Here is a 23,118-nt window from a genome sequence, read left to right on the forward strand (position 1 = left end):
CTCCTGCCGCCACTATTGCCCGTCCTGGACCAGACGGGTCAGTTCGGCGATCTTGGCCTTCAACGGCCGGTAGGCGAATTCGCCCAGCATGGCGATGGCGCCCCGGTCGGTCTGGCTGCTGGCGACAGACGCGTAGGCTTCCAATCCCCGGCGCAGGCTTTCCAGGCCCTCCCGGGCGTGCTTCAGGGATCTCGAATAGTCGTTGACCATTTCCGCCGCACCCGCCTGATGGACGTTTCGGACCGTGTCCGTAAACCCGACCGCGAATTCGAGACGGCCCTGCCAGAAACCCAGGTAGGACCTTCCCGGCGGCGGCGATTTCGATTGGGCTCGACGCACGGCGCTCAGAGCCCGTTCATAGCCGCTCCGGACCGCCTCAAGGTATGTGGGCAACGGCCCCGGCCGCCAATACTTCATCAGCGTTCCGGGCCGTTCCTTGGAGAAGTTGCGGTTGGCGTCGGCCAGAAGGGTGGTCACCCACTCGATCTCCTGCAACGCGTCCAGCATCTCTTCCGCGCATCCTGGTCCGCAGACGGCGGCAAGCTGGTCGCGGGCCACCTCCTCCGGGGTGACGTCCTCATGCCACGCCGCGCGGGACAGGTAGGCGAGCGGCCAATCGTGATCGAAGGGAAACCGCTCGCGGACCGTGAAACCGGCCCAACGGTTGCGCTTCAGGACCTGGACGATCCGGGAAAGCCACTTGGGCGTCAGTTGGGGCACCATGCCGAGGTTGTCGTCATCGATGGTCAGGTCCAGAACCCCCGGGTTCTGCGCCGGAAGTTCATTCAGGACCTCGATCCGCCGCAGGAGGCGGACCGGCTGATTGGAGGGCATGACTCCGATTTCCCACCCGGCGGGAAGAATGCGGTCCACTAAGGGAAACAACTCCTCGGACACACCCCAGTACATGAACTTCATGTCCGGCCGCCGCGTGGTTTCCAGCACCCGGGAATCCTTCAAAAGGCGTTCGTAGAAGTAGAGGCTGGCAATGTCCCCCTTGATCTCGTTCATCACCCGCTCCCGGGGGACCTCGGAGCCCCGGCGCCGCGCCGCCGCCGCGAAGATCTGCTCCAACGAACGGACCCGGCTGATCCCGTGCCTGGCGTCCAGCGCCTTCCAGGCGCGTTCGTACTCGCCGGTCCACTGCCGCACCTCCGGCATCCAGACCGTGACGTAGTCGGCCTCCGGGTAGGTATCGATGGTGGCCTTGAGCGTGGTCAGGGCCAGCTCCGCCAGTTGCGGATCATCCAGCGGCGTTTCGGCCCCGGGGACGATGGTCAGGCCGCTCCGGATGCCGCTCCTTTCGGCGCCTTTGAGCAGCGGCGCGAACTCGGGGGTGAAGTCGGTGGTGGGAGCCGAGACCGCCACCTCCATCCCGCGGCTCTTGGCGTGTAGCACCAGCGATCGTCCCAACTTCAGGCCGGCCTCGATGAAGCGGTCATAGTCCGCGTTGAGGGGGAGGTCGGGATTCCAGAATTCGGTGGCGTCTCCGAACAGTTCCCTGCCCGGCATGTCAGGAGTGATGGGGTAGCGGTAGTCGTACCAGAGCCACGCCGATTTTCGCTTGATCCCCTTCAGCTCGTAGTGCAGGTAGGGTTGCCAACCGTAGGGGTAGACGTTGATGCGGGAGAACTTCAGTTTGGCCAGTTGATCGATCAGGCGGAAAAAGTCCGCGGCCGCCCAGGACTCGCCGCTGGAGGCGAAATCCTGAATCGTGGGGTGGGCCCGCACTCGCAGGATCGGCTCCATGACCACATCCAATTCAGGGAGGTCCAATTCTTTCTTTTCCGGAAGGACGTCACCCCGGACCAGATAGCGGACTCCCCAGCGTTCGGCCAGTTCGTACACGGCCCAGAGGGTGGCGCGGGGGCTTCCTCCTCCGACGATCAGCGCCTGGCGGTCCCCGGAGGTCACACTTCGCAGCACGATTCCCTGGTCGCTCAATTCGGGAAATCCAGACTTGTTGATTGCTGTATTGGTCGCCGGACTGCCCACCAGAAAGGTGATGTGGGAGGCATCGGTCCACTGCGTGACCGGCTGGGTTTTCAGATCGAAGAGCTTTTCCAGGTAGCCGCACAGTTCACGGGCCGCGAACTGTTCGAGTTGGGGGGCGGAACGGCCGATGACGACGGACACGGACGCAGGGGATTGAACCGATGCCCAGGCCGAAACGCTTCCGAGCCAGGACACACCGAGCGCCAGCAGAAGACAGAACGCCAGGGCAGATCTTATTTGCGTCCCCACCGGCCCTGGGCCAGCGAATTTCGCGCAGTACGAATGGGAGCGGGGGAGCCGGTACTCTCCAGCCGTCGATTCCGAGGCGGCGATGAAGAGGGGGACAGGAATGTCCCCCCTCCTACGGAAGAAAATCGATTCCATAGAGCCGAGCCTGATGAATGTAGAAGCGCAGTTGGGCGTCTCCCACGGGACAGCGGTCGCCTCCCTTCCACCGGATCGCGCCGGCGCGGTGGTCGCCGCGGACGGGTTGGCAGTCGGAGCGGCTGAACCCGGCGACGGGCTTCCCCCCGGAAACCAGCTCGGCCTCCAGCTTCCCTTCTCCCACAGTGACGGCGTTGACCACCACCCGGTGTTTGTGTGGGACGGCGGTGCGGGTCAACAGGTCGCCCGTGGAGTAGCCGCCGGCGGCGGTGACCGCGGCCCAAAGCCGTCCCACCTCCCAGGAGGCGCGCCCGATGCCGCCGGTGAACCAGAGCAGGCCGGCAACCGGACTACGGGTGTCATTCCCCAGGGCGAGGGGCTGCCAGTAGTGGGGCCATTCGGGCAGCTCGGCCTGCCGCATCCTCTCGGCGGGTTCGGTGCTCATGTAGTCGTTGTGCAGGCCCTCGCAACCGCAGTAGTAGACGTAGATCCTTCCTCCATGGTGCACCATGGGATGCATGGGCCAGGTCATCCCGCCGCCGAAGTCTCCCAGGGCGCGCAGCGGCACGCACGCCCTCCGGTCGGGACGCCACCAGGACTTCCCGTCCCGGGAGGCGGCGAACTGGAAATCCACCGTCTGGTTCCAGGTGTGATAGACCGTGGCGATTCCGACGAATCCGTTCCGTTGTTGCAGGGGCGAGAGTTCCATGAACTGAGTGTCGTTGGGATCCTGCCAGTCCGGAATCAGGGCCAGTTCGGCCGCGGACCAGTCGGAACCGGTCCGGCCGGTGCGGCGCATGATGACCCGGCACACGCCGACGGCCACGTCGTAGGGTGACAACCCTCCCGGAAGGGCCGGAATGGCGCTCTTGTGGTAGGCCGCATAGGACCCGTCCGCCAGTTGTGTGACCCACCCTCCGTCCGCGGTGGGGAACCCAGCCGATTCCCACGGCTCCCAGTGTTTGCCGTCGGCGGACCGGTAACGATAGAGACCGGGACTGAACGCGCCCTCCCCCTTCTGGTGCGCTTCCTGGCCGGCGGGGACCGGGAAGCCCTTCACCACGCGGTAGGGGCAGTACCAACCCGGGAGCCGCAGGATGAACATCTCGTACCTTCGATCGGGCGGCGCTTCGGGATGGACGATCACGGAAGCGTTGTGGGCCGGTCCTCCCGACTTGAGGTCGATCAGGATGTTGGTCCGCTGTTGGCCCTGGTAGGAGCAGATATCCAGTTCGGGCTTGACCCAGTTCACCCCGTCAGTTGATTCGGCATAAGCAAGGCGCCGCTCGGCCGAGGCGTTGTAGGGATGCTTCGGGACCGCCACGTACCAGGCCTTCCAGAGCCCGTCCGTGGGATCGACCATCACGGTTCCGTGGCTCATGGCGCAGGCGTTTTCCCAGGGCAATTCGGGCTCGATGAGGGGATTGGCAGGCTCTTCCTCCGCCAGTTCCACCCGCCAGGCGATGTTGTGCTTCTCGACGAAGTCCTCGCCCATCAGGAAGGAGAACTGTTCGTCTGCGTTTGGAACGTACGGCAAGAGAGGTTCGATTCCGTGGGTCACAGCTTCCTCCTCCATCCTGGTCTCATGGGGACAGTCCCGATCCCGGTCTAGCCGCGGCGATGCCGGCCGCGTCCGTCGGCCCTAATTCGCCTTTCTCTTTTCGAAGAACTCCTCCTGGATCTGCTTCTCACGCGCCGGGCGCCACCGCTTCATGGACTTCCGCTGCTGGAAGGCCTTCCCGGAAAGGGCGCTGCAGTTCTGAGCCAGCACCTCGAAGATCCGGTTGGCGATGATCCGGTGCCCCAGGTTGTTCGGATGGACCCCGTCGGTGTCGATCATCCAGGGCGCCTGCCCCTCGGCCGCAAAGACGTCCGCCAGCAGTACGTCGCATTCGGCGGCCAACTGCTTCATGGCGCTGTTGTAGCCCTTGAGAACGGCGACGTCGGCCTGATCGTAGGGGGCGTGCCCGTCGAAGTCGGTCAGAAAGTAGGCATTGACCAACACCACCACGGCTCCTGTCTGCTTCTTGATTTCCAGGACAATGTGGCGAAGGTCTTCCAGAAACTGCGCCAGGGGCGTCCCTCCCCGGGCGTCGTTGAAGCCGTACGAGACCAGCACCAGATCGGGATCGTACGCAATGACATGCTCCTGGTAACGCTCCAGGGCGCTGGGGTGTTCCGACGTCTGATAGGTAGGGCTGCGCGGGGAGATCAGGTTGGCTCCGATGCCGTTGTTCACCATCCGAACCGGTTCCACCTGAGTCTCGTTGATCAGATCGGCCAACAAGCTCACCCAGGAAAATTGGGGAGTCGTCGCCGTCCCGCCGGCGGTAGTGCTTTCGCCCAATGCCACCGCCACCCGAAACGGCTGATTCCGGTGGTCCCTCTTCTTCCCCATTGCCGACACCGCTGCCAATCCCACAACCAAAACCAAGGTGAACAATCGAAATGGAAAATTCATACGTTGGCTGCCTTGAGTTACAGAAGGCACCCACAAGGGGTGCCCCTACCGTAGTTCCTCCGTCTTCTTCAACAAGGGGCGGTAGCCGTACTCGTTCAGCACGGCGATGGAGCCCAGGTCGGTCCGGTTGCGGGCGACTCGAGCATAGGATTCCGTGGCTTGGCGGAGGGATTCCAACCCGTTGCGGGCATGGTTGAGCGCCTCTTCGCGGTGTCCGGCCTCTTCGGACCGGGCTCCCCGGTACAGTGCTTCCACCGTGTTGGCGTATCCCAGGGCGAACTCCAGCCGTCCCACCCAGAAATCGGCATACCAGCGGCCCCGCGGTTCCGATTTGTCCCGGGCGCGCCGGGCGGCCTCCAGAGCCTCCCCGTAGTCCCGCTGCACGGTCGCCAGATAGGCCGGCACCTCCTGCGGCTTCCAGAACTTCATCATCATCCCCTTGACGTAGAAGGCGAACGGGATGACCAGAAGCCGCGTCGGTCCGATCTTGGCGTCCGACTCCGGGCTGGTGGCCAGGGTGAGGGTGGCCGATTCCAGCAGGTCAAAGGCCTTCAGCAGGTCCTCCGCCGCCGCTTCCCCGCATACGGTCCCGACCAGGTCGCGGGCCACGTCCTTTGGATTCGCCTGCTCGTCCCAGGCGGCTCGGGCCAGATAGGCCAGAACGGCGTCGTGATCCCCCGGAAAGCGCTCGCGTGCGATGAACCCCGTCCAGCCGTGGCGGCGCAGCTCCTGCAGCACCTGGTGCAGGACCGCCGGCCGCAGTTGCGGCACCAACCCAACGACGTCGTCGTCCAGGGTCACGTGCATGTGGGCCGAGACCTTCTCGGTGTTCAGAGTCCCAAGGACTTCGGCGCGGGGCAGGAAATTCTCGGGTTGGTTCTCCGGGTGGATCCCGACCTCGGAACCCGCCGGCAGGATGCGGTCCAGGATGGGAAACAGCTCTTCGGCAGGTTCGTTGAAGATGATCCCGATATCGGGCCTGAGACTGTCCTTCAGGACCTTCGGGTCGTTTAACAGGCGGTCGTAGAAATACAGCGAGGTGAGGTCGGCCTTGAACTGGGCCACTCCCAACTCACCCGGCCAGCGCCCGGATCCCTTGCGGTTCCCGGCCGCCTCCACCAGATCGGGGAGGGAACGCACCTGGCCGACTCCGTATTTGGCATCCAGCAGTTTCCAGGCCCGTTCATACTCCCCGAGCCATTGTTTCTCTTCCGGCATCCCCATCCGGATGTGGTCCGCTTCCGGATAGGTGTTGACCGTGGCCCGCAGGATGGCGCTGGAAAGATCGAACACCACGGGATCGTCCACGGGGGTGTTGAAGCCCGGCCGAACGGTCAGTTGGAAGCTTCGCTCGGCTCCTTTCAGCAGAGGCGCGAACGCGGGTGGAAAGTCGTTCGTGGGCGCATCGACGTCGCACTCCATTCCCCGGCGGTGGGCGTACTCGATGAGGTTGTGAACCAGCCGCTCCCCGGCGGCCATCATCTCCTCATAGCGGCCTCCCAGGGGCAGGTCCGGATTCCAGAACTCGTCGGCATCTTCGAACAGCTCCCGTCCGATCATGTCCGGCGTGATGGGGAAGTGCTGGTCGTACCAGAGGGAGGCCGTATCCCGCTTGATGCCCTTGTGCTCCCAGTGGAGCAGGGGCTGGTACATGTAGCCCGAGATCTGCAGACGGTTGAACTTGAGCTTGGCCAACTGGTCGATCAGGACCCGAAAGTCGGCCATGCCCCACGACTCGCCGCTGGGGGCGAAGTCCTGGACACTGGGATGTCCGCGGATGCGAAAGACCGGTTCCATGACCACGTCCAGATCCGGGAGCTGGAACGCGTCGGTTCGCTCCGGCAGAACGTCCCGGTCGGTGAAATATCGCACGCCCCAGCGTTCCACCAGCTCGTAGACGGCCCACAGGGTCGCGGGCGGGCTCCCTCCGGCCAGGATCAGCGCCGGCCATCCTTCCAGATCCGTCCGGCGCAGCACGATCCCCTGATCGCTCACGTCCGGAAAGGACTGCTCCCCCATCGCCCGTTTCGCCGTTGCATTGGTCTGCGGACCACCGATCAGAAAAACCGCATCCGCGGTGCCGGACGGATGGCGCGCCGGATAGGCCCGAATCCCATACAGCTTGGCCAGGTAGTCGCACAATTCCCGGGCCGCGAAGCGCTCCAGTTCCGGCGCGGCGCTCCCCACGACCACCTCCACTTGGGGAACCTGCGTGCAGGCCGAACCAGCCGGCAGCAAGGCGAGCAACGCCAGATAGATCCAAATTCTCTCAAGTCTCATGGCGGCGGCTCCCTTCCCTCGTTCGATCCGGCAGGTAGCGACTGCTTCAATTCGGCCATCTTGGTCTTCAGGGCGCGACGGCCGTATTCGTTCACCACGGCGATGGCGCCCAGGTCGGTGGGGGTGCGAGCCACTCGGGCGTATGACAGCGTGGCTTGGCGTAGCGTCTCGAATGCCTTCCGTGCCTGCGCGAGGGCGTCGGCAATCCGCCCGTCGGCCTCTGCAGTGGCCGCGTGGTGCAACGTCTCGACCGCTTCCACGTAGCCGGCGCCAAACTCGAGGCGCCCCACCCAGAAGTCCGGATACCACCGGCCCGCCGGCGTCGCTTCGGCCCGCGCCCGCCGTGCCGTCTCCAAGGCGCTCTCGTACTCGCGCCGCGCCTTGCCCATGTAGTCGGGAGCGGGACCCGGCTTCCAATACTTCATCATCATGCGCGGCACCGGGAACGCCATCGCGGAACGGGAGGGAGCGAGGACCATGGTCAGCGTCGCTGCCTCCACCTGGTGAAACGCCTCGAGCAGACTCTCCCCGCAGGAAGTCCCGCAGACCGCGGCCAGAAGATCGCGGCCCACGGCGTCCGGTGTGGCCTCTGCGTCCCAGGCCGCCCGAGCCATGTAGGCCAACGGCCAGTCGTGATCTCCGGGGAAGCGTTCCCGCGCGATGAATCCCGCCCAGGTGCTGCGCCTCATCACGGGAAAAATCTTGTGCAGCGTGTTGGGGGTCAGTTGCGGCACCAACCCCAGGACGTCGTCGTCGATGGTCATGTGCAGGATCCCGGGAGCCTGCTGCGAAGCCAGGGCCGTAAGGACCTGCGGACGGCTCAGCAACAACACCGGATTGTTCTCCGGGTGGGCCGAGATCTGCCAGCCGCCGGGAAGAATGCGGTCGAGGATGGGGTACAGCTCCTCGGCCGGCTCCCCGTAGACGAATGGAATTTCGGGCCGGAGCGTTCCCGCCAGCACACTCGGGTCGCGCAGCAGGCGGTCGTAGAAGTAGAGGGCCGCGATGTCCCCCTTCACCATGTTCACCGCCCGCTCCACTCCCCGGTTCCAGCCCTTCCGGTTCGCGGCTGCGGCCAGCAGGTCCGGTAGGGAGACGACCTGGCCGACGCCGTACTTCTCGTCCAGCGCCTTCCAGGCCCGCTCGTATTCATCCGTCCACTGGCGAAACTCCGGCATCCAGACGGTCAGGTAGTCCACCTCGGGATAGGTGTCGACGGCGTGCCGCAGGACCGCAATCGCCAATTCGTAGAGCTGTGGGTCATCCAACGACGTGGTGGCCCCGGGAACCACCGTCAGCCCGGTGAGGATGGAGCTCTTCTCCGCCCCGTCAAGCAAGGGGGCGAACTCCGGCGTGAAGTCGGTGGTGGGCACCGAGAGATCGCAGTCCATGCCCCGGCGGTGCGCGTGTTCGATCAGGCTGTGGACCTGACGCTCGCCGGCGGCCATGGTCTCCTCGTAGCTGCCTCCCAGGGGCAGGTCCGGATTCCAGAATTCCTCCGCGTCCTCGAACAGCTCCCGTCCCCACATGTCCGGAGTGATGGGATAGCGGTAGCCGTACCAGAGGGAGGCCGAACGCCGTTGGATTCCCTTGTGCTCCCAGTGCAGCCAGGGCTGCCAGCCATAGGCGTAGATGTTCATGCGCGTGAACTTCATCTTCGCCAACTGGTCGATCAGGATGTGAAAGTCGGCCACTCCCCACGCCTCGCCGCTGGCGGCAAAGTCCTGGAAGGTCGGATGCCCGCGAATGCGAAAGACCGGCTCCATAACCTCGTCCAGTTCGGGAAGCACGAAGTCCTCCTTCCCCTCGGGAAGGACGTCGCGGTCGATCAGGTAACGCACTCCCCAGCGCTCCGCCAGTTCGTAGACCGCCCACAGCGTCGCCTTCGGGCTGCCGCCCCCCAAGATCAGGGCAGGCCGCCCGTCCAGCTCCGACCGCCGCAACACGATCCCCTGGTCGGTCACCTCCGGAAAGGGCTGTCCAGCGGTTGCCCTTTTCACCGTCGCATTGGTCTGGGGATTGCCGATCAGGAACAAGACTTGGTCGGTGGACGACGCGTGCCGTTCCGGATAAGCCTGAATTCCGTAGAGCTTGGACAGGTAGTCACACAGCTCCCGGGCCGCGAAACGCTCCAGTTCCGGCGCCGCGCTGCCTATCACGACGCCCACGCTAGGCAGTTCCCCGGCCAGCCTGCACGCCGGACTGGAGCAGAGGAGGAGCAGGGTCAATCCCAATGCCGCTGGGAACGGATACCTCCAACGGCGGCGAGACTCCATGACAGGCGACCTCTTTCGGCGGGACCTCCGAACAGAAAAATATGGACGGAGGAGGCGGGCGCGATTCTCAGATTGAACTACGCTGTCCGCGCGTTTTGCTTGAGGAAATTGTCCCAATGGGATTCACCAGTGTCAAGCGGGGTCGGGGATAGAGGCAAGAGGAAAGAGAGAGGAGGTTGGGTGGAGTGCTCACGCGCCGCCGCTTTTGGCGGCGGCCTGGCCAACTTGACTGGGTGGCGCCTGAGGTTTAATGTGGATTGCAAGATCGACAATCCTTTTTAGTGGTTTTTCCATGCGGTTCAGCCCTCTTGGCCCCTCGATGCTCAAGTAAAGGCAGGGGTGCGGGATATGTTTTTGTTGTACTGTTTCCTTCTCATTCTTTGCGGAATCCCACCCGGATTTGGTCAGAATGATGGCTCCAGGGCCAAAAACGAAGAGTCTGTGGACTATTTCGAGAAGTGGCTCCGGGAAGACGCGATTTATATCATTACGGACGAAGAACGAGCCGTGTACGAGAGGCTGGTGGCGGAGGAGGAGAAGGAGCGGTTTATTGAACAGTTCTGGTCGAGGCGCGATCCGGATCCCAGAACCTCCGAAAACGAGTTTAAGACAGAGCATTATCGAAGAATCGCATACGCTAATGAACGTTTCAGCAGCGGCTACCCGGGTTGGAAGAGTGACCGGGGAAAGATTTATATCCTCCATGGGCCGCCGGCGGAGATCGAATCCCATTCTTCGGGTGAGAACTATCACCGGCCCATGACCGAGGGAGGCGGGTCCACCGCCGTCTACCCGTTCGAGATCTGGCGATACCGGCACATCGAAGGACTCGGCAACGACATCATCCTGGAGTTCGTCGACTCGACACTGTCCGGCCAATATCGATTGGCTGTGAACCCCGACGAAAAGGATGCACTCTTGTACTCGCCGGCTCGGGGGCCGACCCGATGGCAGGAGCTGGGGAGAAACTATCGCCTCATGTATTCGATGCGAGGCGATCCCTTCTACCGGTACAAGACCTACGCGTTCGTTCAGGGCGCCAAGGAGATCAAGTACGACGACCTCAAGAGGATTGTTGGGGTCAACGTCGAGTTCGAGGATCTGCCTTTTCAACTGCGCGAGGACTATTTCTCCCTCAACGCCGACGAGATTCTGGTTCCGGTCACCTTGCAGGTGGACAACCGTCAACTGACGTTCAAGCTGGAGAATGGGCGTCACGTCGCCCGGGTGGCCGTGTATGGGGTCGTGACCAGCCTCAGCAACCGGGTCGTCGCCGAGTTTGACCAAGACCTGATCACCTCATTCACTCCGCAGCAGCTGCAAATCGGCTTCCTGGGGACCTCCAGCTTCCAGAAAATCCTGCTTCTCCAGCGGAAACAGAGATACAAGCTGGACTTCGTGGTCAAGGATCTGAACGAGGGCAGGGTGGGAGTCCAACGCAAGGCGATCATTCCGGTGCCCTACAAGGCCGAGCGGCTGGCGGCCAGCTCGCTCCTCCTTTCGCCGGGCATTCAGGTTCTGGATGGCGTCCCCAATCGGGAGGAGATGTTCGTCATCGGCGACGTCAAGGTCCTGCCCAACCTGCGCAAGACCTTCGATCCCCGGCAGTCGTTGTGCCTCTATTTCCAGATCTACAACGCGGATATCGACCAGGAGACAATGAAGCCTCATCTGAGCGTGGCCTACCAGCTCCTGCAAAATGGCGAAGTCCTGAAGGTAAGGCCCGATCCCGAGGGACAGTCGATCCAGTATTCCTCCGATCAGAGGGTGGTCTTCATACAGTCCCTGAGTCTCGCCGGCCTGGAAACCGGAGACTATCGAATCGGGGTGGAGGTGGAGGACCGCTTGTCGGGAAACCATCTGCAACTGGCCGAGGACTTCACGGTCCGGCCCTTTCGAGCCGACTGACCGCCCGGCGGAATTCGTCTTTCCCCTTTCGTGCGCAGGTTTCAAATGGCGTCGAGCATGTCGAGACGCGGAATGGAACGGCCCGGCACGGCCGCGTTGGCGGCGTTGGTCTTGATGCTCGCGTCAACCCCCGGCCTGCTGCCGGCATCCCCGGCCCCTTCCATCCTCCCAAGCGGGAAGACGGCCGCGTCCCAGGCCACGGAGGCTGCAGGCGGTCCGTTCGAGGAAGCCGAACGGCTGTTTCGCGAGCGGAACTTCCCCGCCGCGGAGCCGCTCTTCCGCCGGATCCCCAACACGAGTTCCCATTACCCGAAAGCGCAACTTCGGCTGGGGACGATCTACTACGCGGCAGGCCAGCCCGATTTGGCCGAGGTATTCCTCCGCACCCACCTCCGGCTTCGGCAATCTCCCGAAGGCCACACCCTGTTGGCGGGCGTCCTGCTCAATCAGGGGAAATTCGACCCGGCCATCGAATCGGCCCGGAAGGCCATCGCCCTGGACAAGGGTTACGCAAGAGCCCACACGGCGTTGGGCATGATCTACGCCACGATGGAGGATTTTCCCAAGGCCCTGGCCGCCTTCCGGAGCGCTCTGGGGCTGGACGACAGGGACGCCAATACGTGGTTTCTGCTGGGGCGCTCCTATTTCCTCTCCCATCAGCCGGCAATGGCCCGCGAGGCGCTGGAGAACGCTCTGCAGCTCAATCCGCAGGTGGTCGAGATCTATTCACAGTTGGCGCAGACCCTGGCCCGGTTGGGAGAATCCGTCCGGGCCGAGGAGGTCTTCGCGCAGGGAGTCGAGAAAAACCGCCTCCGGACGCCCCCGGACAAGGGGATTCATATCGCTTACGGGCTGTTCCTCGCCGGGTTGGACCGGGGGGAGGAGAGTTGCCAGCAGTTCAGAGCGGTGACCCGGTTCTCCCCTCAGGACCCGGAAGCGCACTACGAACTCGCCAAGGTGCTCTTCCAGATGAAACGCTTTGCAGAAGCGGCGCGCGCAGCGGATCGTGCAGTGACTCTGGACCGCTCCGACTATCGGATCCACTACCTGATGGCCCGAATCTACACGGCCCTGGGCGATGCGGGCAAAGCTGAGGAACATGCCCGAAACGCCGTCTACGTGGAGCAGAAGTAAGGGGTCGAGCCCGGTACGCCGGTAGTTCGGGCAACGGAAAAACCGGCAGGAGAATTGACCTTGCCGAGTCGAAATGGGCAAATCACGGCGTGGACCGCTTCCCGATCCACTCGCGAAGCGCCTCGTTGATTCGTGTCTGCCAACCGCGCCCACCCGCTCTGAAGTGGTCGATCACATCCTGGGACAACCGGATCGTGGTGGACACTTTCGGTCTGGCAACCGGTGGACGGCCGCGACGAACGGGCGCCTTGGCAAACTTCTCCGGCCACCCGTCCCTGGACAGATCCGGCGCAGTGTCCGGATCAAAATCTCGAGGTATAGAGCCTTCGTTCGCGTTCATTGGCCTTCCTCATGCTGATGATCCGACGCGCTTTGCTACGAGGTGTCCAGACAAGGACCACCATCGTTGCGTCGAGATAGCCGACAGTGATGAAACGGTTCTCGCCATAGTCTCGCCGGTCGTCCACTACGGTAAGCGTGTCGCCGGTGAACACGTCGCCGGCGCGAGCCATGTCCAGCCCGCGGGCCTCAAGTGTAGCCTCCCGCTTGGCCGCGTCGAATTCGATCCACGCGATTTATTGTTACTACGATAAATCGAGTGCGTCAAGAATTCGTACTAGCCTGGCAGCCGCGAGCCAGTCATGCACTTGGGGACTCGGTTCGAAATGGGGACGGTAGGAACACTAATTTGCAGGCCCGGGCTCCTCGACCCGGAGCACCTGATCGGCATGAACGCCGGTCAATACCTGACGGACTCCACTGGGCCATCGGATTTCAAGCCGTTTGACGGAGGCGTCCGGTCCCAGGCCGAAGTGGACGCGGCGGTCGCTGGAACCGCCGTAGCCGACGCTGGTGGTCACGTGGTTGTGTTGAACCCCGCCGGCCGACTCCAGGACCAGCTTGGCGCCGATCCCGTCCCGATTGCTTTGGGTCCCCACCAACTCCACCAGCAGCCAGTGTTGGCTTTCCGGGGACACATTTCGAAAGATTCTCGCCGGTTCGTCGAAGCGGGTCGCCACGATGTCGACCCGGCCGTCGTTGTCCAGGTCTCCGAAGGCGCAGCCGCGGTGGGCGCCAGCCGTCTGGAAGCCGGCTCCGGCGCCGCCCGAATGGTCCACGAAGCGGCCGCCCCGGTTGGCGAAGACGGCGTTTCGCTGCCGGTAGGGGTAGTTGGTAATGATGTGGTCGATGTCCTCGATGTAGGAGTTCGCCGAAAAAAGGTCCTTCCAACCGTCGTTGTTCAGGTCGTAGATCCCGTTGCTCCATCCGCTCATGGTGATGCTGAGCCGGGCCAGCTCGCTGCGGCGGGTGAAGTCGTCGAAGATCCCGCCTCCCTCGTTGTGGTAGTAGGGGAAGGTCTCGTTGGTCAACGCGGTGATGAAGAGATCGGGCCGGCCGTCGTTGTCGATGTCCCGGAAATCCACGCCCATGCAGGAGAGCATCCTGCCGTCGCCGTTGTAGGCGACGCCCGCGGGAATGCCACGCTCGGTAAACGCGCCCTTCCCGTCGTTTTGAAACAGCAGGCTCCGCGCCTTGTCGTTGGCCACGAAGACGTCCAGGTCTCCGTCGTCGTCGTAATCGGCGAACGCCACTCCCATTCCCTTCCCCACGTGCCGGCCGATCCCGGACTTCGCCGACACGTCGGTGAAGGTGCCGTTACCGTTGTTCCGGTAAAGAAAGTTCGGCAGAGGTTCGAAGTAGGAGGGATGGCAGTAGATGCGCACCTTGGTGTGCTCCCAGCCGCAGAAGGGGTCTTTGTCGAAATCCCAGACCACGTAGTTGGCCACGAAGAGGTCCAGCCAGCCGTCGTTGTCGTAGTCGAACCAGCCGGCCGCGACCGCCCAGGTCTTGCCGAAACGGGGATGAATTCCCGCGACGCCCGCCTTGTCCGTCACGTCGGAAAAGGTCCCGTCGCCGTTGTTGCGGTACAACTGGTTCCGATTGACCCCCGCCACGTAGAGATCCTGCCAACCGTCGTTGTCGTAGTCGGCGGCCCCCGCCGCCATCGTATAGCCCTTTCCCTGGACGCCGGCCGCCATTGTCACGTCGCGGAAGGTCCCGTTCCCCTGGTTTCGATAGAGGCGGTTGAAGTACTTGGGGCCCGTCTTTTCGAGCGCCGGTATCTCGGCGCCGTTGACCAGATAGATGTCCAGGTACCCGTCGTTGTCGTAGTCGAAGAGTGCGACGCCCGCGATCATGGGCTCGATCTGGTACTTGCGGGGGGTGGCGGAGTTCCGCAGAACGAAGTCGACGCCTGAGGCGGGGCCCAGTTCTTCGAACACGACCGGCGCAACGCTTTGTCCCGCAGCTTGGCCACCGGCTACCCAGGACTGTGACAACGTGCTCCCGAGCACCGGCAACAACAGCGAAAGGGATATCCGAGGCAGTGGACCGAAGAGGGCACCCACAAGGGGCGCCCCTACCGGATTCGATCTCGAGATTCGAATCATTCCAGACCCGGGTAGAGTGGGAGCTGAACCCACTCTCCCTCCATGCTCTTGGACCGGTTTGCGGCTTCGATCAGCTCCACGCAGCGGAGCCCTTCCCGCCAGGTCAGACAGGGGTCGGTCCCGTCGGTGATCCAGCGGACGAACTCTCGTGTCTCCTTCCGCAAGGCCTCCTCGGCGCCGACGGGGTTGCCGCCCGGCTCCTCGAACCGCTCATGGTGCTCGTCGGATTCCGTCAGCAACTGCCAGTAGAGGTCGATGTGCTGAAACGACGTGACCAGCCGCATTCCCCCCCGGCTGCAGACGACGTCGGCGCCGTAGACCTGCCGGTACCGGGTCAGGGGATAAGACAGGGACACCCCCAGGAAGCCGGTCGCTCCCGACGCGAAGCGGAGCAGGACGTGGATCGAGTCGGAGAAGTCATAGCGGGAGTCTATCCCAGGCCCGCAGACGGCGCTCACCGCCGCCACGTCGCCGCACATGGCGCGCATCCAGTCGAGTTCGTGGACCCCCGAGCAGGCCAGGACTCCTCCGCTCTCGGCCTGCCGGGTCCACCAGCCCTGAAAGCCGTCTTGACGCGCGTCGAAGTAACCGATGGTGGACATGGCATGGACCGGTCCCAAGAGTTCCCGAAGCTGGATCATCCGGGCCCAGGGAGGACGCAGCCGGCGCTTTTGCCCCACCATCAGGCGAACTCCGGCGTTTCGGCAGGCGCGCACCATCTCCCAGCAATCCGGCACGGTGGGAGCCATGGCCTTCTCACAGAACACGTGCTTGCCGCATCCGGCCGCGGCCACCGCCATGGGCCGGTGGAGGTGGTTCGGCCCCGTCAGGGCCACCGCATCGATCTCGGCCTCCTCCAGCAGGCGCCGGTAGTCTTCGTACTGGGGAACGTCGCGGCCCGTCATTTCCAGAAACCGGGCCCTGGCTTCCGGATTGGGATCGCAGATGGCCGTCACCTTCGCCACCTCGTTGATGTACTGGGCCAGAAAGGGCGAGAAGTTGCCCGTGCCGAGCATGCCGAAACGAACTCGTTGGCTCATTGGAGACACTCCCGTGGTTCAGAGTCGGAAGGGATCGTCAGGAAGGGTCGAAGCAGTCCCGCCACGTTTCTTCAGAGGTATCGTCGCCTACCCCGCGCCGGATTGGAAGTCGCTCCGGATACGGTCGAGGGCATCCTGCGGCGTTCCTCGCATGACGTAGAGCCGGCCCTTGATGCGGCGTTCCTCACCGGGCGTGGTGAGAGGACCGAAGTAGGGATCGGCATGGAAGCACTTGTTCCCGACGGGGTCGCCGTAGATGCTGTAGGCCCGCTCAAACGCCAGAGCCGCGACGTGTTGCCGGTCCGAAGACTCGACGATCACGAGGGGCGCTTCGGCGGTGGTGAAACTCACGGGAAGCATTTCGTGTCCCACGGGCACGAACCCGCCGGCGCCTTGAACGTTGAACAGTTCAATCTTGGGACCGCCGCTCAACTCGTTGAAGGCGCGCAGCCGGCCCTCGCCGAAAAGGTAGGTTCGCTTCCGGTCCGAGTCCGCGAAACGGCTCTCCAGTCCGACCACGCAGAAATGCCAGTCCACCTTCCCCATGGGACGGTCGAGGCCGTTCTGAATCCCCAGACGGATGTCCAGGTAGTCGCTCCGAGCCGAGAGGTCGAGCCAGAAACGGCCGTGTCCGGGAACCGGACAGTCCGCCGAGAGTTCCTCGTCACCGCTCGTTTGTCGCCACTCGAAAGGAATGTGGCGATACCCTTTTCCCCTGCCCTCCGGCTGGTAGGGCGGGAAATGATCGTCATAAAGGTACGCCTGCTCGTAGCCCACGATCTCGGACGTCCGGAGGATCAGGCGCTCCTCCGGGCTCATCCAGGGAGCCCGCAATGCCGCACACAGGCGCCAGTCATGCCGCGCGCCCCGGTTGCGGAATTCGGCATAGGGGCCTTCCCACTGATAGGGCCGGAGGGTCAGTCCCGGCTCCCCCGCGGCTCCATGTCCGAGGGCGGTGGCCGGATCCAGGAAGTTCACCAGGGCTCCTCCGGCAACATATCGCATGAAATCTCGTCGTCTGACCATGGGTCCCCCAGTTTTGAAGTCAGCCGGCGTCGCAGGAAGGATATCGGTCAGTAGCCCCAGGTCTTCACCGACCAGCGCCTTTGAAACAGTTGCCGGTACGACTGGTTGACCAAGGCAATGGCCGCCAGGTCCGTCCGGTTGCGCACGATCGGGACATAGGCTTCCAGGCCCTTGCGCAGAACGGCCATGGCCTGGTCGGCTTCCCGGACGGCGCCGGTGCGGTCGCCGGAACGGAATGCGGCGGCAGACCGTTGCACCGCCTGCACCGCCGCCACGTACTGCCGGGCGAACTCCAGGCGGCCGGCCCAGTAGTCCACATACCATCGGCCTTCGGGCGTCGACTTGTCGCGGGCCTTCCTTGCCGACTTCAGAGCCCGCGAATAGCCCTCATGGGCCTCGTCAACATAGGACGGAGTCGCCCGGTCCTTCAGGTACCAGTATTTCATCAACATGCCGCCCGGCGAAAAGGACGTCGACGGCGGCCAGTCCGCCGGGAACGCGAAGGCCGACCTGGCCAGAGCGATGGTCACCGCCTCCACTTCATGGTAGGCCGACAGCATGTCCTCGACGCACCCCTCGCCGCAGATCGCCTTCAATTGATCCCGCGCCACCGCGTCGGGAGTGATCTCCGGATCCCAGGACGCGCGCGCCAGGTAGGCGAGGGGCCAGTCATGGTCTCCGGGGAAGCGCTCCCGCGCGATGACTCCCTTCCAACCGTGCCGGTGCATCACCTGGATGATCTCGTACAGGGAGTTGGTGGTGAGCTGGGGCATGACTCCGATGTTGTCGTCGTCCAGGGTCAGGTTCATGATGCCCAGGACTTGAGAAGGCAGATCCTTGAGGATCTCGATCCGCCTCAAGAGGTGGACCGGCTGATTGGAGGGCATGCTCTCCAGAGTCCAGTCCGCCGGCCAGATCCGGTCCAGGATGGGGTAGAGCTCTTCCGAGACTCCGAAACAGTTCACCCGGATCCGGGAGCGGGAGGTTCCCTTCAAGACCTCGGGGTCGCGCAGGAGGCGGTCGAAGAAGTAGAGATTGGCGATGTCCCCCTTGAGTTCGTTGAGCGCCCGCTCGGGGCTCCCTTCCGATCCCTTGCGATGCTTCACGGCGGAGGTGATCCGGTCCAGGGAGAGTTCCTCGCCGACACCGTATTTCTCGTCGAGGGCCTCCCAAGCCCGCTCGTACTCTCCGATCCACTGCCGGAACTCCGGCATGAAGACGGTGACCACGTCGGTCTTGGGATAACTGTTCAGCGTCGCACGCAGAACGGCGGAGGAGAGGCCGAAGAACTCGGGGTCGTCCAGAGGCGTCTCCTGTCCCGGAACCACCGACATGCCACTCAGTTGAGCGCTCTGCTCGGCGCCGTCAAGCAGCGGCGCGAACTCCGGCGGGAAGTCGATCACCGGAGCGGCGTAGGCGGTCTCCATGCCCCGTTTGTGGATATGGTCCATCAGGTTCCGAACCAGTTGCTGCCCCGCCTCGATCATTTCGGGATAGGAGGAGGTGAGGGGAAGATCGCGATGCCAGAACTGGGAAACGTCTCCGAAAAGGGACCGCCCGATGGTGTCCGGAGTGATGGGATAGTGGTAGCCGTACCAGAGATGAGCCGAGCGGCGCTCGATTCCCTTGTGCTCCCAGTGCAGGTAGGGCTGCCACCCGAAGGCGTAGACGTTGATCCGGGTGAACTTCATCTTGGCCAACTGATCGATCAGCGGCCGGAAGTCGGAGATGCCCCAGCTCTCCATGCTGGCCACCAGATCCTGAATCGTGGGATGGGCGCGCACCCGGAAAACCGGCTCCATGACCGCGTCGAGTTGCGGAAGCTGGAACGTCCTCTTGGGAGGCAGGACGTCGCGGTCGATCAGGTAGCGGACGCCCCAACGCTCGGCCAGTTCGTAGACGGCCCACAAAGTGGCGCGGGGACTTCCACCTCCGATTACCAGCGCCGGCCGGCCTTCGAGGTCGATGGTCCGCAGCACCAGCCCTTGATCGGTCAGCTCGGGAAAAACGCCGCCGGAGAGCGCCTCGGCGAGAATGGGGTTGGTCCCGGGCGATCCCACCAGCAGAACCGCTTCGGCGGAGGCGGGCGCTTCGGTGGCCGGCCGGACACGAACGTCGAACAGCTTCTCGAGGTAGCCGCAAAGCTCGCTGGCCGCGAATTGCTCCAGCTCGGGAGCCGAAGGGCCGACCACGACACTCACGGGCGAGGTCGGGGCGTGGGTACAATTCGGCAGGAACCCGGCCAGCGGGAGCAGGAGCAGGAGGATCCGGATCCGGCGCGGGAGTGGCGGCTTTCCTGCCGCCGAACTGGAGCGGCGGTTTCCTAACCGCCGGACTCCCGAGCAGCAAGCGGCCACGGCGGAAAGAGCGACTGGAAGTCGCCCCTCCTTGTTTCTCAGAAGCTCCCTCACCGGCTCCCGCCCGCCGAAATCCGGTAGTGCATGGAGAAATGGACGATTGGAAATCGCCCCTCCTTTTCCTAGAAGATGAACCTCATGTCCATCACGACCTTGCGCTGACCCAGGGAATCGTGCCACATCCCGCGGGCGTTCCCCGATCCCCGGATCTGGCCGGCGGTGGGGCTGTTCACGGTGGTGTTGGGGTTGCCGTAAACGGGGTGATTGAGGACGTTGACGATGTTGGCTCCGAGTTGGATCCGGGCGCCCTCGCGGAGGAAGTTGAGCTCGAACTCCTTGTACGGGTTCAGATTGAAGATCCAGGCGCCGGGCCCGACGATGGAGTTGATCTGCGCATTCCCGAGGCTTCCGGCGCTGGGCACGGCATAGCACCGCGTATTGAACCATTGACCACGGACGTCCTTGGGACCCCCGTTCGGGTCGTCGCACGTCTGGTTGGGACGCCCGCCGAACCTTCCGTAGTTGGCAAAGTCGACTCCGCTCCAGTTCGGCGTCAGCCCGATTCCCGACCGCCAGGAGAAGGCGCCCGTGAAGGTCCAGTTTCCGACGATGGCATTCATCACCGGGTTCAGGTCGGCAAAGAACCGCTTCCCGCGGCCGAACGGCATCTCGGCGATGAAGTTCCAGAGGATGTCGTGGCTGGGCCAGGGTGTCGCCATCGCCACCCGGTCGCGGTCCAGGTCGAAGGGATACTCGGGCCAGGTGATCCCCTGATCGCTGGCCCAGATGGGCGCGTTCAGGCCACCGGACCACTGCTTGGTCAACGAGAGCTGTGAGTGCAGGCCGTTGACCCAGGGATGCGTCAGCCGGAACTCGATCCCGTTGTAGATGCTGTCTCCTCCGTTCTCGACGAAGTTCACGCTGGAGAGGTTGGGCCAGGGCAACCGGTCCCGGCTCCAAGGAGTGCCGCTGGCCATGATGGCGTTCAGATTCCGGCCCCAGAGCAGATCGTTGCTCCTCACTCCCCGATACGTCAGTTGCACGCCCCAGTTGGTGGCGACTTCGCGCTCGTAGGTCACGTTCCAGTTGTGCGTCCAGGCTTCGTGATAGTCCTTGGCGAACCCGAACGCGCTGCTGACAGTGATGACGTCCGAGGCCGTGGGAAATGCGTGCGGCCAGGAGTACAAGGCGCCCGTGGCGCTGCCGGAACGGACTTCATTGGTGAAGCTCTCGGAGACCACGAAGGGACCGAACGCCTGGAGCGGCAGGAAGCGGGAAGCGCCGTTGTAGATCCCCCAACCTCCGCGGAGCACCGAACTGGGAGTGATTCGATAGGCGAATCCGACGCGAGGCTGCCAATTGTTGGAGCCTTCGATCAGCTTGCTCGGGAACCCGGCCTCACTGGCCAATATGACCGGGAAGGTGTGCGTCGGCCAGGAGGGATGGATCCGCTCCCGGGCGAACTCGTCCCGCACCACGATGGAGAGCGACTCCGGATCGAAGTTGTAGAACATTCCGTTCTTGTCGTAGGGAACCGTATAGCGGCTCCAGCGCAGCCCATAGGAAAGGTTCAACTTGTCGGTGACGTTCCAATCGTCCTGGATGAACGCACCCCACTCCCATTTCCGCCGGGCGATGACGGAACGGGGCTGATACCGGGTCGAGGAACTCGGCAATCCCAGCAGAAAGTCCGCGAACGCGTCTCCGCACACGGCTGGGGCCGCACAGGTCATAGGGTCGCTGGCCACTTGGGCTCCGGTGAATATGTTGCTGAAATTGAAGGCGCCGAAGTAGTTCCCCCGCGCCGGCCCGTCTTCCAGAAGTTTGACCGCCGACATTCCGATCTTGATATTGTGCCGGCCCTCGGTCACCGAGAGGTCGTTGAAGAACGAATAACGCGAATCGTAAGTGGCGCTCTCGTTGTCGAAATAGGTTCGAAGCCAGCCGCCGATATTGATATGGGGCATTCCCGAAAGGTCGGGAACCGCAACCCCCTGCAGACCCCACCGGTTGACGAACTCCGGACCCTGCGCGCTCTCGGCGTCCCCCTCCCAGTCCTTCAACTGCCGGTGGATGTAGACGAAACGGGTCACGCCCAGTCGCATCTGGTTGATCACGCCCGGACTGAAGACATGGTTGTGAGTCACCCCCGACTGCCAGTTGAAGACGTTGTCCTGCAAGGTGGTGTGCAAGGCGTTGCTGGTCCCGGTGCTGGGGTGGTGACGATCCGTGTTGCTGAGGACTTTGTGGCGCACCGCGTGAAAGGAGAAGCTGTCATTGCCGCCGACGTTGAAATCGGTCTTGATGTTGTGGTCGTTGTCCTGACGGTACCGGCCGGCCAATTGCTGGACGTTGTTGGTATAGCTCTCCGGAGCGCCGAGGTAATTGACCGAACTCCCCATGAAGTCGTTCATGATCGCCTGGGCGACGGGGCTGATGCGGCCGGCGGGAATGACGTTTCCGGGAAACTGCTCGCCGGTGGCGGGATCGATGATCTTGGATGGATAAAGGGAGAAGTCTCCACCCTGCATGCGCAGGCTGGGGAAGGATTGTGGCCGGGAGTTGGACAGATTCGAGAATGAATTCGGCCGAGCCCAGGAGTAGAAGAAGAACACCCGGTCCTTGAGAATCGGACCACCGACATTGAAGAACTGCCGCTTGGCGGTGACACAGGGCGCCCGGCTGGCTCGGGCCGGGGAGAATGGGCTTCTCAGCGCGTTCAGGCAGGGATTGACCCCCGCCATCCAATACTCGGCATGATATTCGTTGGTCCCGCTCTTCAGAGTGGCGTTCAGCGTCACCGGCCGAGCGTATTCCGCGGGCGCATTGCTCAGTACCACGCTGACTTCCTCGATGATGTTGTTGGAGACCGAGGAGCTGATGAAGTTGTACTGCATGCCCTCGACGTTGTACTGGTTCATGTCCGCGCGGTTGCCGACGAACCCGTAAACGCCGCCCGCAGCCGAACCTGCCGCCCAGATCATCTGTTCTCCCAGTAGAGCGCCTCGCGTCATGCTGGCGATGGGCTTGTCGCGGACCTGGGAGGGCAGAGCCGTCGAGATCGTGGCGTTGCTGGTCTGGAGGACCGGAACCTCATCGGTGACGATCACCGAGTCGGTGACGTCCCCGACATCCAGAACGATTTCCACGCGTCTCAGCAGTCCCGGGGAGACGACGATGCCGGTCTGTACGGAGCGCTTGAATCCGGTCAGTTCCGCCTCCACGGTGTAGGTGCCGGGCTGAATGCCGGCGAGGCGGTAGACGCCCAGGTCGTCAGTGACCGCCGACCGCTGGGCCCGGTTGCTCTCGTTGGTGGCAATGACGGTCACGCCCGGGATCACGCCTCCCGTGGCGTCCGTCACCACTCCGGTGACGTCGCTGTTCATGGTCTGGGCCGCCACCGTTGACGGCAGCAGCAGACCGAACAGGACCGCCGCTACGACGATTGGAGAGATCGGACCGATGCCTGAAACCTGTTTCCGAATTCGCATGTCAACCCCCCTGCAGTTGGAAGAATTACGGAACCATCCACGAGGATGAAACGACCTGGGCCTGCGTCATATTTACCGGAGCGAGATGACGGCGGATGAGAGTTGCACGACTCCCGGAGGGTTCTCCGGTTCCAGGTGTTCCGTTTCTGCGTGAGGCTTGCCGAGGGATGATCAGAATGCGGAGTGGACTGGGATGAGCATTGACCAACAACCGAGCCAATGGCGGCAAGATGGACCCCCTACTAACGGTTCAGGGCGGCGTGCTCCACGGGTCCCCGTCGTCATCTTTCGGACAATTGAATGGCAGGCGACCCGA

The 23,118-nt window shown here is 63.4% G+C and carries 14 protein-coding genes; 2 read left to right on the forward strand and 12 right to left on the reverse strand.

Annotation, left to right across the window (positions count from 1 at the left end):
- Positions 1–12 precede the first annotated feature (12 nt).
- The 5 genes from OXT71_14295 to OXT71_14315 form a co-directional block, all read right to left on the reverse strand.
- On the reverse strand, positions 13–2,136 hold the full coding sequence (locus OXT71_14295) for an alpha-glucuronidase family glycosyl hydrolase (GenBank protein MDE2927563.1): 2,124 nt from the start codon (positions 2,134–2,136) through the stop codon (positions 13–15).
- Between the two features lie 220 nt (positions 2,137–2,356).
- The gene (locus OXT71_14300; protein ID MDE2927564.1) at positions 2,357–3,955 is read right to left on the reverse strand and encodes a hypothetical protein; all 1,599 of its coding nucleotides are present in this window, start codon (positions 3,953–3,955) and stop codon (positions 2,357–2,359) included.
- Positions 3,956–4,021: 66 nt separating this feature from the next.
- Positions 4,022–4,777 (reverse strand): GDSL-type esterase/lipase family protein, encoded by a 756-nt coding sequence (locus tag OXT71_14305; GenBank protein MDE2927565.1) that lies wholly within the window; start codon positions 4,775–4,777, stop codon positions 4,022–4,024.
- A gap of 108 nt (positions 4,778–4,885) precedes the next feature.
- Positions 4,886–7,120: a hypothetical protein gene (locus OXT71_14310; protein ID MDE2927566.1), complete on the reverse strand. Its 2,235-nt coding sequence runs from the start codon at positions 7,118–7,120 to the stop codon at positions 4,886–4,888.
- A complete protein-coding gene (locus OXT71_14315; GenBank protein MDE2927567.1) occupies positions 7,117–9,288 on the reverse strand; it encodes a hypothetical protein in 2,172 nt (723 codons plus the stop codon). Before OXT71_14315 ends, OXT71_14310 begins: the two co-directional genes overlap by 4 nt.
- Positions 9,289–9,837: 549 nt before the next feature.
- Between OXT71_14315 and OXT71_14320 the strand changes: the two genes are divergently transcribed.
- Positions 9,838–11,304 (forward strand): GWxTD domain-containing protein, encoded by a 1,467-nt coding sequence (locus OXT71_14320; GenBank protein MDE2927568.1) that lies wholly within the window; start codon positions 9,838–9,840, stop codon positions 11,302–11,304.
- Between the two features lie 57 nt (positions 11,305–11,361).
- Positions 11,362–12,438: a tetratricopeptide repeat protein gene (locus OXT71_14325; GenBank protein ID MDE2927569.1), complete on the forward strand. Its 1,077-nt coding sequence runs from the start codon at positions 11,362–11,364 to the stop codon at positions 12,436–12,438.
- An 82-nt stretch (positions 12,439–12,520) separates the two neighbouring features.
- Here OXT71_14325 and OXT71_14330 read toward each other — a convergent pair whose 3' ends face one another.
- The 7 genes from OXT71_14330 to OXT71_14360 form a co-directional block, all read right to left on the reverse strand.
- A complete protein-coding gene (locus OXT71_14330) occupies positions 12,521–12,778 on the reverse strand; it encodes a BrnA antitoxin family protein (GenBank protein MDE2927570.1) in 258 nt (85 codons plus the stop codon).
- Complete coding sequence (locus OXT71_14335; GenBank protein ID MDE2927571.1) at positions 12,741–13,004, reverse strand: BrnT family toxin; 264 nt, start codon at positions 13,002–13,004, stop codon at positions 12,741–12,743. The genes OXT71_14330 and OXT71_14335 overlap by 38 nt, the downstream gene beginning before the upstream one ends.
- Before the next feature lie 117 nt (positions 13,005–13,121).
- Positions 13,122–14,720, reverse strand: a complete 1,599-nt coding sequence (locus tag OXT71_14340) for a CRTAC1 family protein (GenBank protein ID MDE2927572.1) — start codon at positions 14,718–14,720, stop codon at positions 13,122–13,124.
- Between the two features lie 164 nt (positions 14,721–14,884).
- A complete protein-coding gene (locus tag OXT71_14345; protein MDE2927573.1) occupies positions 14,885–15,928 on the reverse strand; it encodes a Gfo/Idh/MocA family oxidoreductase in 1,044 nt (347 codons plus the stop codon).
- An 87-nt stretch (positions 15,929–16,015) separates the two neighbouring features.
- Complete coding sequence (locus OXT71_14350) at positions 16,016–16,933, reverse strand: hypothetical protein (protein MDE2927574.1); 918 nt, start codon at positions 16,931–16,933, stop codon at positions 16,016–16,018.
- Between the two features lie 68 nt (positions 16,934–17,001).
- On the reverse strand, positions 17,002–19,155 hold the full coding sequence (locus OXT71_14355; GenBank protein MDE2927575.1) for an alpha-glucuronidase family glycosyl hydrolase: 2,154 nt from the start codon (positions 19,153–19,155) through the stop codon (positions 17,002–17,004).
- Between the two features lie 278 nt (positions 19,156–19,433).
- Positions 19,434–22,802, reverse strand: a complete 3,369-nt coding sequence (locus tag OXT71_14360; GenBank protein ID MDE2927576.1) for a TonB-dependent receptor — start codon at positions 22,800–22,802, stop codon at positions 19,434–19,436.
- Between the last annotated feature and the right edge of the window lie 316 nt (positions 22,803–23,118).

Source organism: Acidobacteriota bacterium (assembly GCA_028874215.1).
Taxonomy (GTDB): Bacteria; Acidobacteriota; UBA6911; order RPQK01; family JAJDTT01; genus JAJDTT01.